This window comes from Mariniflexile sp. (assembly GCF_052728615.1).
In genome coordinates this window covers 19046-35741 of sequence record NZ_JBFVFE010000014.1, presented here as the reverse complement: position 1 = coordinate 35741, position 16696 = coordinate 19046, and the positions used below count along the sequence as shown (strand labels likewise).

The following is a 16696-nucleotide window of genomic DNA, read 5'->3' as shown; positions in this document are numbered from 1 at the left end:
TGCCTGCCGGATAGGTTTTAGGAAACAGGAAAAGTCAAGATGAGTTCATTGCAAACAATCATTTAAACTCTAAATTAACATCAAAATCTAAGTGCTTAATAAAAATGATTTAAAACAAATATTTGACACATATTACGAGGCACTCGTACAATATGCAAATCGTTTTTTGACTTTTAAGGAAGAATGCGAAGATTTGGTTCAAGATATTTTTGTGGATATTTGGGAAAAAGAAAACACTTTTCCAGACGAAGTATCCTTAAAGTCATATTTGTACAAAGCTACTAGAAATAAATGCTATAACGTCATTAAGCACAACAAGGTAAAAGATAAGTATGCCTTAAATGCAATACAATTATTAGAAGATGATAATTTATTTTTAAAACAAATTCTTGAAGAAGAAGTTACTAGGCAATTGTATAAGGCCATCGAAGTTTTGCCCAAAAGAAAAAAGCAAATTATAAAGTTAAGCCTTAAAGGGCTGAAAAACAATGAAATTGCCGAAACACTTCATATTAAAGTGCAAACGGTAAAAACATTAAAGTCCCAATCCTATAAAATATTAAGAAATCAATTTAAACATTTAAGCACCATTATTTACTTGCTAATAGCTTAACACCAATCGTTATTTCATCCCTTTTTAACATTAATATTACTATTTATTAAAAAAAGTACAAGTTTTACTGGTACCATTTTAATTATTTGTTGTTCTATATATAAATAAACTAAATAGTAACATTAATGAATGATATTTTTAATATATCAAAGCTCATAATCAAAAAGAAATTAAAGCTTTTAAATGATTCTGAAAAGGCACAATTAAAAAAATTCAACAGGGACTATCCGTTTTCAGAAGCGATTGATTTTGCGAAAATAACCCAGAAAATTTCAGACTATTCCACAATAAATAAGCAAAAGGCCTGGGAAACAATATTGCTGAAGTCTGAAAAAAATCAAAAGAAACGTAGAGTTTCTAAATTTAAGCAATCATGGTTTAAATATGCAGCTGTACTTCTTGTATTTCTCAGCTTAGGGTATTTATATCAACAAGGATATTTTAGCAAACAATCAATACTCATAATTCCTAGTGAGCAAATTACTTTGCAAATTGATAATGGCACGACTAAAATTATAAATAAAGACGAATCAACTCAGTTGGTTGATTCTAATGGGAAAATTGTAGGGAATCAAGTAGGTAAACGGTTATTGTATGAGAAAGGATTAGCAGAAGAGGAGTTGCTATATAATACATTAACGGTACCCTATGGTCAAAGATTTGAGGTGCAGTTATCTGATGGTACAAGCATTATGTTGAATGCAGGCTCATCATTGAAATATCCAGTTAATTTTATTAAAGGCGAAAACCGCCAGGTGTTTTTAAAAGGAGAAGCTTTTTTTAATGTAGCAAAAGATGCAACCCATCCATTTATAGTTAATGCCAATGAAATTGATGTGCGGGTATTAGGTACAAAATTTAATATATCGTCTTATCCAGAAGACGAAAATATCAACACCGTATTAGTTGAAGGTTCTGTAAGCACCTATAAAAATGGAGATACTTACTTATCGGAAACAGCAACGCTATTAAAACCGGGCTATAAAGCTGCATGGCATAAGAAAAATAAAGTTGTGGAGGTAGGTAAAACAGATATTGAAACCCACATTGCATGGATGGATGGTAGACTGATCCTATATGAAGTAGCATTTAATGATATACTGAAAAAGTTAGAGCGCCAATACAATGTCACTTTTATCAACAACAATAAATCATTGGAAGGCAGATACTTTACGGCAAAATTTGATATAGAAAATATTTATCAAGTTGTTCAAAGTTTAAGTTTCTCGGGAAATTTCACATATAAATTTAATGAAGATAAAATTATAATTAATCCATAAAAACAAGAAAGCGTATGATAAAAAACTGACTTAAATACAAAAGTAACATAATTTAAAAGTCACTTTTTAAGTTTGGTTTTTAAATCAGTTCCATAGAATTGTTTTAGAACAAAAAAAAAACCGGAAAATGCTCGAACATTTTCCGATTTCAAAAAGTGATTCAAATGTCTAACACATTAAATCAAATCAAAAGTATGAAAAAATTCATTACTGAGGTCAGTGAACTGCTATACCTCCCAAAAACAAGTTTAAAAATGAAGCTTACTTATATCCTGCTCTTTTTTACTTTATTTCAGCTTCAGGCCAACAATACATATTCTCAAAATGTAAAGGTAACTTTAGATTGCAAGGAAATGAAAATTGAAGATGTTTTAAGTGAAATTGAACGAAAAACGGACTTTAAGTTTTTATATGAAAAAGATGTTTTTCAAAAACATAAAATTGTAAGTATATCATCAAGCAAAGAAAAGCTATCCAGCATATTAAAAACGCTTTTTAAAAATTCTGATGTTGATTTCAAGATTATTGATAAACAAATAATTTTGCTAAAAAAGGCAAAAGAAGAAACGGCGATAATTGATTCGATAAAAAAGACTTTTAATAAATTGTTTCAACAAGAAATAAGCGGAAAAATAACCAATACAAAAGGCGAACCCTTACCAGGGGCAACAATAGTAGTGAAAGGCACCAATAAAGGTGTTAGTGCAGATTTTGATGGTAATTACAGAATAGCTGTTGTTGATGAAGCAAAAGTTTTTACGGTTTCTTATGTTGGGTATGAAACCAAAGATGTTGAAATTCTTGGTAGAAGTATAATTAATATTGAATTGAAGGAAGATGTTACCAGTCTTAGCGAAACTGTAATTATTGGTTATGGAAAAGTAAAACGCGAAAATCTTACAGGTTCTGTTGGTACAGTTGATGTTAAAAATATCACCAATCAAGCACCAACAATAAATTTAGATTATGCTCTGCAAGGACAAGTTTCAGGGGTTTATGTGACTAGCTCTTCTGGGCAACCCGGAGCTGCAGCAAGGGTTAGGATTAGGGGTAATACCTCTTTATTAGGATCAAATCAGCCTCTGTACGTTATAGATGGTATTCCGGTAGCTCCCAATAGTAATATTCCTATTGGTGGCTCTGAAGGGGCAAATTTAGGAAACGAACTTAATCAGGAAGGTTTAAGTACACCTCTTGGTAATATCAATTCTGCGGATATTGAATCCATAAGTGTCTTAAAAGATGCATCTGCCGCAGCTATTTATGGCTCAAGAGCAGCCAATGGAGTTATTATAATCAATACTAAACAAGGTGTCTATTCCAGTGAAACTAAGTTTAATGCCAATGTTTCAGTCAGCACTCAAAATGCACAGACCCTTGAAGTATTAAATGCTCAGCAATTTAGAGAAGTGTGGACAACAGCAGTTAAAAATGGGACTAGAGATGATGCTTTTGCCCGTGCTGTTCTAGATGGTTCTTACTTTGGAAATGCTGATACAAATTGGGAAGATGAAGTGAGCCCAGGAACGCCATTTACAACAAATTATAATTTAAACGTACTTGGCGGTTCAGAAAACACAAGATATAGTACTTCTTTAGGCATCAATACCCAGGATGGTGTATATGATAATACAGGTTTTGACAGGTATTCTTTTACTTTAAATCTTGATAGTAAGATTAATAGAAATTGGACTTTTGGTTCAAAAATAAATATCTCGTCAGCAGAACAAGATGCTAAAGATGGAGCTCTCACACAGCTTACCTATAGTTTTAGACCAGATCTTCCGGTTTTTGATGAAGACGGTAGTTATTCCTTTTCACCACAATATAATCGTGAAAATCCTGTGGCACTATCTCAAGCAACTAATAACAATAAAACATTACTGTTATTGGGGTCCATTTATACCCAATTAAAATTAACCCAAGGCCTGAATATCAAAACACTTTTCTCCATTAATTATAATGCAGGTAATCAACAAAGTTTTTACCCATCTTATACAAATGGGGGTGGTTGGTTTAGATTGCAGGGTAATGGAGATGGTTATGCTCAAGAAAGTAGAAGTCGTAGTACCAATACTTTATTGCAAAGTACGTTGACTTACGACAAATTAATTGAAAAGCATAATATAAATGCCGTTTTAGGAGCTTCTTTTGAAAAAAATAAAAGTTCTAATTTAAAAGGCTGGGGCGAAGGCTTTTTTAATGATGTACTAACCAATATTTCGAGCGCCACCGTATTTACTGATGCATCATCTTTTGAAACGGGCTCTGGCCTAGCTTCTTATTTTGGTCGCGTTAATTATGATTTTGATAATAAATATTTATTAACGGTATCTGCAAGAGTAGATGGGTCTTCAAAATTTGCTCCAAACAATCAATATGCTTTTTTTCCAGCAGCTGCCGTAGCATGGAGAATTTCAAATGAAAACTTTTTAAGTGAGAGCACTTTTGTTGATGAGTTGAAACTTAGAGCCAGTATGGGGACAACAGGACAACAAGATTTTGGGGATTATGCTTGGAGAACACTTTTTGGAACAGAGGACTATGGGCCAGATCCCTCTATAATTGCGACGCAATTAGGGAATGCAAGTTTAAAATGGGAAACTACTGAACAAATTGATTTTGGTATTGATTTTTCCCTTTTTAAAGGAAGATTTAGCGGCGGTTTTGGATATTATTCAAAAGAAACAAAAGACGCTTTATTTACTGCCATAACCCCTGGTAGCACCGGGTTTAATAGAATAATCGCAAACATTGGCAACACAAAAAATACAGGACTTGAACTGGAATTAAAGGGAGATTTTATTAGAACAAAAGATTTTAATTGGAACCTATCGTTAAATGTAAGTAAAAACGATAATAAACTAACTAAAATCTCTGATGATTTTAGAGATGAGAATGGCTTTTTAACAGGCTTCCCTGGTGGTGGTAGGCTTAGAGAAGGCAGTCCAATAGGCTTAATTTATGGCTATGTCGCCGAAGGTCTTTTTCAAGATCAAGAAGTTATTGATGCTTTAAATACGGCATCTCCTACAGGTACATACCAAAACAGCCAGACATCCCCTGGCGATTTAAGATTTAAAGATCTAACAGGGCCAGATGGGGTGCCAGATGGAAGGATCACTGCGTTGGATCAACAGGTTATTGGAGATACACAAGCTGATTTTTTTGGAGGGTTAAATAATACCTTCCAATACAAAGGTTTTGCATTATCTGCATTTTTTACTTTTTCAGTGGGCAACGATATAAATTCGGGTAGTTTGACCAGTGATACAAATTTTGCAAGTACGTTTATTGGAGAGAATAAAGTAACTAGTGCTTTAAATGCATGGACTCCAGAAAATAGAGATACCAATATACCCAGACAAGTTTACTTTGATCCAAATACTAATGGTAGAACATCATCAAATTATGTTAATGATGCTTCCTACTTAAGGCTGAAAACATTGAATTTTAGTTATACATTTTCAAAACAGGCCTTGGAACAGATAAAACTTTTTGATCACATTTCAATATATATAACTGCCCAAAATTTATTTACAATAACAAATTATCCGGGAGCAGATCCAGAGGCCTCTAATTTGTTTAATAATGATATTAGTGCAGGCAGGGATAACAATCGTTTTCCTATAGCAAAAGTATTCACTACAGGAGTAAACATAGGATTTTAAAAAAAATAATTATGAAAAAAACAACAATTTATATAGTCGCATTACTTTTCATATATTCTTGTGAATTGGTAGATGTATTGGAAAATGACCCACCAAACAATTTGGTTTCTGAAAATGTAGTTAAGAACGAAACCGATGCCAGGGCATTATTAAATGGTGTATATACTACTATTACAGCTAGATCTTCTGCATACTATTATACGTTTTCAGAGTTGATACCCAGTGCCATGATAGGTTCAATGAGTGTCTCAGGTGGAGGAGCAATTCATGGGCAATTTTCAGACAACGCAGTACAGTTTGATAATCCCTATCTTAGAGATTATTGGCTGATTTTTTACAAGGTTATGGATTTAGCAAATAATTCTATAGTACAAACTTCTCAATTGTCTGAAGAATTGGTTTCAATTAAAGATAAAAGGGAAATTTTAGGAGAGGCTCATTTTTTAAGAGCCATGGCAACGTTTGATGTTTTAAGATATTTCGGACAATTTTTTGATGAAACCAGTAACCTGGGTATTATATTACGTACAGAACCTTCAAACTTTGTTACAAGAGATAAAGCTAGAAATACAGTTGCTGAATGTTATGCCCAAATTTTATCGGATTTGGATATAGCCATTGCAGATGCCCCAGATTATACGGTATCTTACAGAGCATCTAAAACTGCCGCAAAAGCTTTAAAAGCTAAAGTATTGCTTTATCAAGGAAAATATGCAGAGGCCGCTGTTTTGGCAGATGAGGTTATAAATGATGGGATGACATCCCTTGAAGTCGATTTTAAAACTGCTTTTAATAAAGGACTGAATTCCTCAGAAATGATTTTAATGACCTATCGCGATGAAAATTCAGATACCGAGGATAACAATAGAAAGCGTTTTTATCCAGGCAGAACTGGCAATACTTGGTTTACTGCCTTAATGGCCAGCGACCCCAGAAAACCATTTACCTTTAGTGGCACTACTGTTTTAAAAACAAATAATGCAGCTACGTTTAGACCTACTTATTTTTTGCGTTTAGCAGAAATGTATTTAGTAAAAGCAGAGGGTTTGGCATTTAGTGGTGCTACATTTGAAGACAGTAGCAAGCCATTAAATAGAATAAGAAACCGTGCAGGCATAGGCGATACACCTGCAACTAATATAGATGAACTTAAAAACGATATTTTTAATGAAATAGCAAGAGAACTTGCCTTTGAGAACGGTAGCGAATGGTTTGCAGCCATACGTTTTGGTAAAGCTATGACATTAAAGCCATCAATTACAAGTTCAAACCAATATATTTTACCTATACCCGAGGAAGAGATTAATGGTAATGGCGCTATAACATTGGCAGACCAAAACCCAGGGTATGAGGGTATATAACAAAAGTGTTTTATAGTTTGAGTTAGTTTTTTAATAGGGCTTTAGGTCTCCTCAAGAGGTTTAGAGCTCTATTTTTTTAAGCTTTAAAAAAATACAAAAACCTCTGATTAAGAGCGAATGGATATAAACAGTTCGACATGTTTAACCTTAAAACTACCTACCAATAAGATAGATTATATAACAAAAAACCAGAGGAACATGCTGCAAAAGTAATATACCTCGTAGATTTTAAAACAAAATATTTATTAATAATTAAAATTTTAAAATCATGAAAAAAATAATAATGTTTACTCTAGTTTTTGCCTTTACAATGTCATTGTCAGCAAAATCAATTTCTTTAATCAATTACAACTCATTTGTTGATCCTTGCGTTGAAGCTTTTTATTATACTGATGCAGATCAAGATGGATGCTTAAGTTATAATGAGTGGCTTACCTTGGGAGGTGCAACTCCTTCTTTATTTTGGTCTACGGATACGAATGCAGATGGATGTATAGACCTTGCAGAGTTTTTGGAAGCAGGCTTTATTTGTTATCAAAATTAATTTAAGAGTATTAAAATGAAGCTTTCTTTATTATTCGTATCGATTTTTTGTATAGCTTCAGTATATGGGCAGAAGTGGTCTATAAAATTAAAAAAAGCAAGTGGCGTTAATGCAGTAACCATAAACGGAAAGAACGTTGATGGTTTAAATAACCCATTGGCTTCTGCCCATATCATACTCACTAACATAGAAACCAATAAACAAGCAAAAACCATCAGTCAAGATGATGGTTCTTTTTTATTAAAAACAACAGCGGGCGACTATTATTTAAGCATAAGCATGTTGGGCTTTGAAAAATACGCCCAAAAATTAACCATTACAACCAATATAAATTTAGGAACTATTGTTTTAAATGAAGAAATAACAGCGTTGAACGAAGTTGTGTTACAACAGAACATAAATAAAAAAATTACCCAAATGGCCAACGGTATGCTGTTTGATGTTAAAAACGATAGCCTTTTAAACAAAAAGCCTATTGCAGATATATTAAGCTATTTACCAGGTTTAAGGGTTAATGCAGAAAATGGCACCATTGAAATGTTAGGTAAACCCAACTTACAAATTATGATTGATGGAAAACTTACTCGGGTGTCTGGGCAAATGTTGTTTAGAATGTTAGAGAGCATGACGGGAGAACGCTTGGATACTATCGAGATTATTCAAACCCCATCGGCAAAACATGATGGTAGAATTGATGGTATTGTAAATATTAATTTAAAAAAACAGCGTAAAAATGGTATGTTAGGCAGTTTAAGTAGTACATACAACAACAGCCAATCGTTAAGGTCTGGGTTATTTATGGATTATAAAACAAATAAATTCGTTTTTAATGGCGGTATTTCAGGACTTTTTTTAGATCGAGATGTTAATTATTACACCGAGCAAGAATTTTTAAATGCCAATGTATTATTTACTGGTATTAAAGAAAACACATATAAAATGAACTCTTTAGGATATAATTTTGGTACAGATTATCAATTAAACAAAAAACACTCTTTCTCTACAGGGTTTTCTATAGGCAATCAGTCTTCAAAAAATGAAAGTACACTTTTCGTGGAGCAGTTTAATAATACCGTATTGGATAGTATGCTTACCAATAACTTGCGAACTAATATACCAAACTCCACATATAGTTACGATTTTTCATATAGGTATGATATAGCCGACAAGCACCGATTGGATTTTGCCATGCGTTTTAGTAATGGAACGAATGGTATTAGCAATTTTTTTAATATTTTAAATACAGATGCTACAGGTACTATTGGTAAAGAACAGCAAAATAGGGATGTAAAGAACGAACTAACCAATACCAAGAGTTTTCTTTTGGATTATGCGCTACCAGCAAAGCAAAAAAAAACGTTTGAAATTGGTGCTAAATATGATGAGGTTTCCATAAGCAGTAGTAATATATTTGAAATTTTGAACAATCAAAATATAATTTGGGCTACCAACGCTGGTTTAAGCAATGCCTTTAGTTATAAAGAACAAGTACTTAGTGGCTATGTAAATATGGACTCTAATGCCAAAAGATTTAAATATTCCGTTGGGCTTCGTATAGAACAGGTACTTACAGAAAGTATTTCGTCTGCAACACAGCAAATATTTAACAATACCTTTACGCAGTTTTTACCTGTTATTGCTTTAAAATATACTACCAATAAGGAAGAAACGAATAGCATTGGTATATCATTTAAAAAACTATATAATTTACCAAGCTACCTACATTTAAACCCTTTTGAAGAGTACATAAACGATTTTACCATACAACGTGGAAATCCCAATTTAAACCCCCAAGATATTTATAATTATGGTTTAAGTTACACTCATAAAAATAAATATTTTATTAATTATAATTATGTGCATGTAAAAAGCGCCTTTTTTCAAGTTACTTCTCAAGAAGCGAACACCGTTATTCAATCGTATGAAAATGTAGGCGAGCGTTTTGCTCATTCTTTCATCTTTAATTATCAAAAAGCATCCCTTTTTAAATGGTGGGCATTATATCCAACGGTTTCATTTTCTTACACTAAAATAGATAATAGTTTAGTTACTAATATTGGAGGTAATGTAAATATCGAATTAACTAATTCTTTTTCGCTACCTAAAAAAATAACCCTGGAGGCTTTTTTCTCTGTAAGAACAAATAGGTTTGCGGGTTTACAACAAACTATAGGTGGTAATTTTTTTGGAAAAATAAATATAACCAAACGCATTTTAAATGATAAAGGAAACCTGAATTTTGGAATATTAGATATTTTTAATGCCAGCAATAACAACATAAATAATTACACGTTTGATGGGGTTCGTAACGTATCACAATCGTTTGGCATGCCTAATCCCATAATTACTTTTGGCTTTTCATACCGTTTTGCTTCAGGTCATGCCATAACTAAAAAAGAAAAAAAGCAAAGCATCATAAATGAAGACAGATTAAAATAATTTAAAAATTAAAGCTACGAAATGGGCATGTTCAAAATTTTAACACTAAACGAATGATTATTGCCGAACAGTCCCGATAGCTATCGGGATGACCATTAAAAACCATTAAAATAAACACATGAAAAACATAATAATAAGTATTTGTTTAATATCTATAAGCTTACTTAATGCGCAAAGTGCCGACGAAATTATTAACAATTACATTGGAAAAACAGGGGGTTATGTGAATTGGAAAAAAATAGAAAGTATTAAATACATAAAAATGATAGAAAACAAAAGCTATGTAGATTCCATAGTAACAATTCGTTTAAAAAATGGAAAACAAATTGAAAAAGATATCATGTTTGAGAAGGAACTAATATCTTTTGCTTTTGATGGAAATATAGCTTGGAATTTTTTGTCTGAACGTATGGGTTTGAAAAAATTAAGCGAAGACGAAACAGAAAAGCTACGCCTTGAAAAAGAAGATTTTCCAAATCCGTTTATAGATTACAAGAAAAAAGGTTTTGAAATTGAACTATTAGGTAAAGAAAACATTAATGAAAACAGCTGTTTTGTAATACAACTAACCAAAAACACCCTGTTTATTAATGGACAGGTTGAAGATAATATCGATTTTTATTATTTTGATACAAAAAACTTCTTGCCCATATTAATTGTAAGTGAAGAAAAGATTGGGCTAGCTCGTGGAAAAATAAAACAAGAATATCTTTCTGATTACAAAAAAGTGGGCGATTTGCTTTTTCCCTTTAGAATAGAACAGAAGTATAAAGATACTTCGTTGCAAAGTGTCACTTTAGTAAAATCAATCGAGTTAAACCCAAATATTGATGAGCGTATGTTTGATTATAATCCTAAGCAATAGTTTTGTTACAAAATAAATAAACACATATTAAATTATAAAAACATCAATTATGAAACATATTAAAATAGCAATCGTAGTATTATTTTTTATTAGTATATCAAGTCTTTCTGCCCAAAAAAAGACATGGAATATAGCAACCCTAGATTCGGAAATCCCTACAGATCCCACAGTTAAAATAGGTAAACTTAACAATGGTTTAACCTATTACATAAAACACAATGCCAAGCCAAAAAACAAAGCAGAATTAAGACTCGTTATAAATGTAGGTTCTATTTTAGAAGATGAAGACCAATTAGGGTTAGCACACTTTGTAGAGCACATGGCATTTAACGGCACTAAAAGTTTTGAAAAAAATAAGCTTATAGATTACCTGCAAAGTTTGGGTGTTGAATTTGGAGCCGATTTGAATGCACATACCAGTTTTGATGAAACCGTTTATAAATTATCTGTTCCCACAGATGAAGAGACCTTTAATACCAGTTTACAGGTTTTACGAGATTGGGCAGACGGTATCACTTTTGAAGATGAAGAGATTGACAACGAAAGAGGCATTGTGGCCGAAGAATTAAGAGCCAGAAGCGGTGCGGGAATGCGCATGTACTATAAATCTATACCCCTAATTACCAATAATTCTAGATATGCAGAAAGAGCACCCATAGGTAAGTTGGATGTTATTATGAATTCTGATTACGATGCCATGAAACGATTTTACAGAAATTGGTACCGACCGGATTTAATGGCACTGGTACTGGTTGGCGATTTTGATGTGCTTGAAACTGAAAAAAAAGTAAAGGAACTTTTTAGTGGTATTATACCAGTTGAAAACCCAAAAGAAAGAGCGTACTATAAAATTCCAGAGAATAAAGAGCCCGTAGTTACCCTAATTACCGATAAAGAAGCCAGAGGTGTTAGCATATCTATTTATATTAAAAAACAAGAAACAGAAGTACAGACTTTAAAGGATTTTAGACAAGAACTTCTAAAAAGTTTATATACAGGTATGTTGCGCCAAAGATTAAGTGAAGTTGAGCTACAACCAGACGCCCCTTTTTTATCGGCAACTGCTGGTATTGGTAACTTTTTAGGTAATATGGATAGTTACTACCTAAGAGCCAATCTTAAAGAAGATAAAATTACTGAGGGTATTGATGCGCTATTTACAGAAAGTGAACGCGCAAAAAAGCATGGTTTTACAAGTCCAGAACTTGAACGATACAAACAATTGTTACTGAATAATGCTGATATACGTAGAAATGAAGCAGGAAAACTATCTACAAGATATTATATAGAACAGTATATAGATAATTTTACAGATAATAAGCCAATTCCAAGTGATACGTTTAGATATGCATTCTATAAAGAGGTTTTGCCCAGTATTTCTGTTGAAGAAGTGAATGGCATAAGTAAAGAATGGGTAAGAGAAGACAACATGGCAGTGGTTGTAAATGCTATAGAAAAAGCAGATTTGGAATTGCCAACTGAAAGCGAAATTGAGAAAACACTTAAAAATGTAACTTTTAAAAACATTGAGCCTTACAAAGATAAACTTGGCGACATCCAGTTAATGCCCAATGCACCAGAACCAGGAAAAATTATAAGCGAAACATATAATAAAAAGGTAGATGTTACCACGTGGCAACTGGCAAACGGCGTTACCGTAATTGCTAAACCAACCAAGTTTCAAAACGACTTGATCTCAATGAGTGGTTTTAGACCAGGAGGAAGTTCTGTTGCTCCGGATTCCTTATATGTTTCAGCTAGAAATGCTGGAAGTATCATTGGATCTAGTGGTATTAACAATATATCAGATACAGACTTGAAAAAGCTAAATATGGGAAAAACAGTTAGTGCGACGCCTCGTATAAACTTTTATGATGAATTGTTTTCCGGTAGTAGCTCATCAAAAGACTTGGAAAGGATGTTGCAAATGGTACATTTGTATTTTACGAAACCCAATAAAGATGAAGATGTTTTTAATGCCAATAAAGAAAATTTAAAATCTCTATTTAAAGATCAAGATAATAGCCCTGATAGTTTTTTTGAAAAAAAGATTAGCGAATACACCACTAATAGTCATCTAAGAGCCATTCCATTAACAGAACAACAAATTGAAAACGAATTGAAACTTAATGATACTTATAATTTTTATAAGGAACGCTTTTCGTCAGCAAATGGCTTTACCTTTATTTTTGTTGGCAGTTTTGAAATAGAAAACCTTAAAAAATATGCAACCCAATATTTAGGAAGCCTGCCATCTAACCTAAATGAAAATAGCACATGGAAAGACATTGGATTAAGATATACAAAGGGTACAATTAAAGAAACCATTGTAAAAGGTGTTGATGATAAAAGTAAGGTAGATATGCGTTTTACAGGGACTCTTGATTTTTCTCTTGAAAAGAAAAAAACGTTAGAGTTACTAGGTAAATTGCTTAAAATAAAACTTACCGAAGAAATGCGCGAAAAAATGGCTGGGGTATATGGTGTGCAAGTTTCAGGTTTTGCATCAGATAGACCTTATGATTGGTACAGAATGAATATTAGATTTACCTGCGATCCAGGTAATGTAGAAAAACTAATTGAAAAGGTTTTTGAAGAAATCAATAAAATAAAGGAAAATGGTGCATCTCCTGAAGATTTAAATAAAGTTAAAGAAGCGGAATTGGCTAATACCAAAGAATATTTAGAAATTAATGGATATTGGACATATAAATTGAAAGATGCTTTTGAGTATAAATTAAATCCAGAATCTATTTTAGATTATGAGGGTCTCATTAATAAAATAGATTCACAAATGTTTCAAAAGGCAGCAAATACTTATTTTGATATGGATAACTATGCTGAATTTATTTTATTGCCAGAAAAAGAAAAGGAATAAGCATTTTAATCTTGTTTAAATAAATTATAACAGCTTACTATCTAAAATAGTAGGCCGTTATTTTTTTAAAACACAATTCTTATAGCCTATCTACGAAACATTGTTTTAATTTCAAAAATAGTGTTTGCATCGTTTTATTTCAGGGTCATGGCATTTCCTCAGTTATTGAAAAATCCGCAAACCAAAGGGTTTCATCTCTTAAATCCTCCACTTTTTTCAAACTTCTGTAAATGCCCCATTTAGGTCTTATAAATTCATTATCATCCCTTATGGTCAGTATATTGTTGTTGCTGTAGGACAAAAGTTCTTTTCCGTCTTTTATTCTTTTTATATGTAATGAATAGCTGCCTTGTGCGCCCACCTTGATAGTTTCGGTTGCTTGTACCCAAACGTTTTCAAAATCCTCTAAATTGGCACTGGCAATAATGGTTTCATTGTCGTGCACTAAATTCATTTTATTGATTTTTCCTTTTTTGGCTGACAATGTAAAAAGGGGCATCCCGTCGGTTCCACCAACCGCTTTTATTTGGTGCAAGTGTGTAAAACTTGTGGAGGGTTGAAATCCTTTTGGCAGTTTGAATTTCCATTCGTAAGTAATCAGATCCCCTAAAGTGCCTTTTAAATTTTCAGCAGAAGGCCCGTATGTTTTAATCTCTAAGCGTTGTCTGTCAAATTTTTCACAGCGGTCATTATCGGGAGTGGTATGGATGCTAAACTGAAAAACATATTTTTCCAATTCGGCGTCCCACACCTCGGTAATATGTTTTCCAAAGGATTCATGGGCACAATCCGGACTTTCAACCGCCTCTTTACCAGCAGCGAGCACGTTGTTTATTAACCCATAAGTATTGCCCTTACCATCAGCTTGTAGGGTTGTTTGTTGCGCATTACAAAAAAACGCAGTGAAAATAAAAAGGTTAGCTAGTGTTGCTGTTGTTTTTATCATGGGATTGAAATTTTAGGTTCTTCAAATTTAAAAATGAAATGTTTCCTAAAAATACAAAAAAGGGTAGCGTATCATCCGTAATGGCATTCAAAAAGTTGAGATAATAGAACATTTGCTTTTTATATGGACAATTGTATATCTATTTTTGGACTTTGGTTTTTCAAGTTAATGGTAATTTTACTTTTTTAAAGTATTTTTAATTTTATAGATAATGTTACTATGAAATGAGCATGACCGAAAATTGGTCGCAAACACCAATGATGATATGCGAATTATATATGACTCCCGATAGTTATCGGGATAAAAATAAATAAATATCAACATATGAAACGAGCATGTTAAAAGCATTATCACCCAACGAAATGATTAATAGCGAACAGTCCCGATAGCTATCGGGATGACCATTAAAAAAACAATAAATATAAAAACATGAAAAGTGTATTAAAAAAAGATTATTTAGCTAATGTAACTTTAGGGTTTATATTATTTGTTACCGCTAACGTAAGTTCGCAAGAGCTACCAAAAATCATTGGTGATAAAGCAATGATTCAGCAAAACTATTTGCCGGATTATAGTTTTGCAGGGTATCATAACGGAGAAATAAAAATTCCGAACAACCAAACCAACCTAATTTTGGCCACCGATTATGGCGTTGTGCCAAATGATGGATTGGACGATTCCAAAGCGTTGTTAAAAGCCATACAAGCAGCCAATGCCATTGAGGGGCCTGTAGTGTTGCAACTCCCAGCAGGCCGATTGATTTTAAGCACTATTTTGTATATAGAGCGCAGTCATTTTGTGCTTAAAGGAACTGGAGTAGGCGATGGTGGTACCGAAATTTTCTGTCCACGACCCATGATGTATTTGGAAAACCCGGAATCGCTGACCGAGTTAAGGGAATATTTATTGGAATTTGATAAAAGAGAGGTTCAAAAAGAGAACAATATAGATTTGCCTTTTTCCCAATATGCGTGGTCCGGAGGTTTTATCTGGACACAGGTTCCGGGTGAACGTGTCAAGTCCTATTTGCAAAAATACGACCAACCAAAGCAGGTTCTAGCAAAAGTACAACAAGGAAATAGAGGAGAACACGTCGTTACCGTTTCCAATGTAAACGGACTAAAGGTGGGCGATGTTGTACAGCTCGAACTGTTTAATACTGAAGGCGAAAACGGTAGCATTATACAGGATTTGTATAAAAACACGAAGGTAAAAGTAGGTTCGCACCATTGGATGTTTCCAGATTTGCCCATTGTAACCCAGCAAGTAGAAGTAACAAAAATTGTTAATAACAAAGTGACCATTAAATCGCCTTTGACCATTTCAATAAAACCGAGCTACAATGCCCAATTGGTGGCGTGGAAACATTTAGAGGAAGTGGGCATTGAACAATTTAAAATTACCTTTCCCAACGCACCCCGGGTGGCACATCATATAGAACCAGGTTATAACGGTATTTGCTTAACCCGCGTTTTTAATAGCTGGGTCAAGGATGTCGTGATAGATAATGCCGATAGTGGCATTTTAACGGAGGAAATAGCCAATGTTACTATAGAAGATATTGTAACAGAAGGCAGCAATATGGCACATTACACGGTTGCCATGGCTGGTGTTTACAATGTATTGGTTAAAAACTTAAAAGTATTTAACAATGCGGTGCATCCATTAAGTTTCAATACGTTTTCAACCAAGAATGTGTATCAAAACTGCGAAGTGTTTTCCAACCCGTTATTGGACCAACATTCTGGGGCTAACCATCAAAATTTATTTGATAATATTACGGTCCATCTCAACCCGAATGCCGATAATAGTTATCCATTATTCTCAGGCGGCGGCGCAGGTTACTGGAAACCCAGCCATGGCGCCTACAGTACGTTTTGGAATTTGAATGTGCATGTTTTAAGTAAACTGGACTCCAAAAAACCATTGGTTTTGAATGGTATTGAGGATGGACCTTATGCCTACATTATTGGTGTAAGCGGAAATGGTACTTTTAAAATAGACTATGAACCACATTCATATCAAGAATTCATCAACCAATCCTTAAAAATCATCCCGTCATTATATGACTATCAATTGAAGTTACGTTTAAAATAAAT

At 33.3% G+C, this 16696-nt stretch carries 10 protein-coding genes; 9 read left to right on the top strand and 1 reads right to left on the bottom strand.

Annotation, left to right across the window (positions count from 1 at the left end):
* The first annotated feature begins 91 nt into the window (after positions 1-91).
* The 8 genes from ACU1LP_RS07640 (at position 92) to ACU1LP_RS07605 (ending at position 13651) form a co-directional block, all read left to right on the top strand.
* On the top strand, positions 92-613 hold the full coding sequence (locus ACU1LP_RS07640; RefSeq protein ID WP_445735977.1) for an RNA polymerase sigma-70 factor: 522 nt from the start codon (positions 92-94) through the stop codon (positions 611-613).
* 125 nt (positions 614-738) lie between these two features.
* On the top strand, positions 739-1893 hold the full coding sequence (locus ACU1LP_RS07635; protein WP_445735976.1) for a FecR family protein: 1155 nt from the start codon (positions 739-741) through the stop codon (positions 1891-1893).
* 194 nt (positions 1894-2087) lie between these two features.
* Positions 2088-5564: a SusC/RagA family TonB-linked outer membrane protein gene (locus ACU1LP_RS07630; protein WP_445735975.1), complete on the top strand. Its 3477-nt coding sequence runs from the start codon at positions 2088-2090 to the stop codon at positions 5562-5564.
* Between the two features lie 11 nt (positions 5565-5575).
* Positions 5576-6925, top strand: coding sequence for a RagB/SusD family nutrient uptake outer membrane protein (locus tag ACU1LP_RS07625; protein ID WP_445735974.1), 1350 nt, complete (start codon positions 5576-5578; stop codon positions 6923-6925).
* Positions 6926-7193: 268 nt separating this feature from the next.
* A complete protein-coding gene (locus tag ACU1LP_RS07620; protein WP_445735973.1) occupies positions 7194-7469 on the top strand; it encodes a hypothetical protein in 276 nt (91 codons plus the stop codon).
* Between the two features lie 15 nt (positions 7470-7484).
* Positions 7485-9908, top strand: a complete 2424-nt coding sequence (locus ACU1LP_RS07615) for an outer membrane beta-barrel protein (protein WP_445735972.1) — start codon at positions 7485-7487, stop codon at positions 9906-9908.
* A 118-nt stretch (positions 9909-10026) separates the two neighbouring features.
* Positions 10027-10773 (top strand): outer membrane lipoprotein-sorting protein, encoded by a 747-nt coding sequence (locus ACU1LP_RS07610; protein WP_445735971.1) that lies wholly within the window; start codon positions 10027-10029, stop codon positions 10771-10773.
* 49 nt (positions 10774-10822) lie between these two features.
* On the top strand, positions 10823-13651 hold the full coding sequence (locus tag ACU1LP_RS07605; RefSeq protein ID WP_445735970.1) for a M16 family metallopeptidase: 2829 nt from the start codon (positions 10823-10825) through the stop codon (positions 13649-13651).
* 145 nt (positions 13652-13796) lie between these two features.
* Here ACU1LP_RS07605 and ACU1LP_RS07600 read toward each other — a convergent pair whose 3' ends face one another.
* Positions 13797-14597, bottom strand: a complete 801-nt coding sequence (locus ACU1LP_RS07600) for a heparin lyase I family protein (protein ID WP_445735969.1) — start codon at positions 14595-14597, stop codon at positions 13797-13799.
* Between the two features lie 429 nt (positions 14598-15026).
* Between ACU1LP_RS07600 and ACU1LP_RS07595 the strand changes: the two genes are divergently transcribed.
* Complete coding sequence (locus tag ACU1LP_RS07595; protein WP_445735968.1) at positions 15027-16694, top strand: hypothetical protein; 1668 nt, start codon at positions 15027-15029, stop codon at positions 16692-16694.
* Positions 16695-16696 lie beyond the last annotated feature (2 nt).

What these genes read in the sequence shown, in the direction of transcription:
- ACU1LP_RS07635 (WP_445735976.1), top strand. Translation starts at nt 739, where the DNA reads ATGAATGATATTTTTAATATATCAAAGCTCATAATCAAAAAGAAATTA.
- ACU1LP_RS07630 (WP_445735975.1), top strand. Translation starts at nt 2,088, where the DNA reads ATGAAAAAATTCATTACTGAGGTCAGTGAACTGCTATACCTCCCAAAA.
- ACU1LP_RS07625 (WP_445735974.1), top strand. Translation starts at nt 5,576, where the DNA reads ATGAAAAAAACAACAATTTATATAGTCGCATTACTTTTCATATATTCT.
- ACU1LP_RS07620 (WP_445735973.1), top strand. Translation starts at nt 7,194, where the DNA reads ATGAAAAAAATAATAATGTTTACTCTAGTTTTTGCCTTTACAATGTCA.
- ACU1LP_RS07615 (WP_445735972.1), top strand. Translation starts at nt 7,485, where the DNA reads ATGAAGCTTTCTTTATTATTCGTATCGATTTTTTGTATAGCTTCAGTA.
- ACU1LP_RS07610 (WP_445735971.1), top strand. Translation starts at nt 10,027, where the DNA reads ATGAAAAACATAATAATAAGTATTTGTTTAATATCTATAAGCTTACTT.
- ACU1LP_RS07605 (WP_445735970.1), top strand. Translation starts at nt 10,823, where the DNA reads ATGAAACATATTAAAATAGCAATCGTAGTATTATTTTTTATTAGTATA.
- ACU1LP_RS07600 (WP_445735969.1), bottom strand. Translation starts at nt 14,597, where the DNA reads ATGATAAAAACAACAGCAACACTAGCTAACCTTTTTATTTTCACTGCG.
- ACU1LP_RS07595 (WP_445735968.1), top strand. Translation starts at nt 15,027, where the DNA reads ATGAAAAGTGTATTAAAAAAAGATTATTTAGCTAATGTAACTTTAGGG.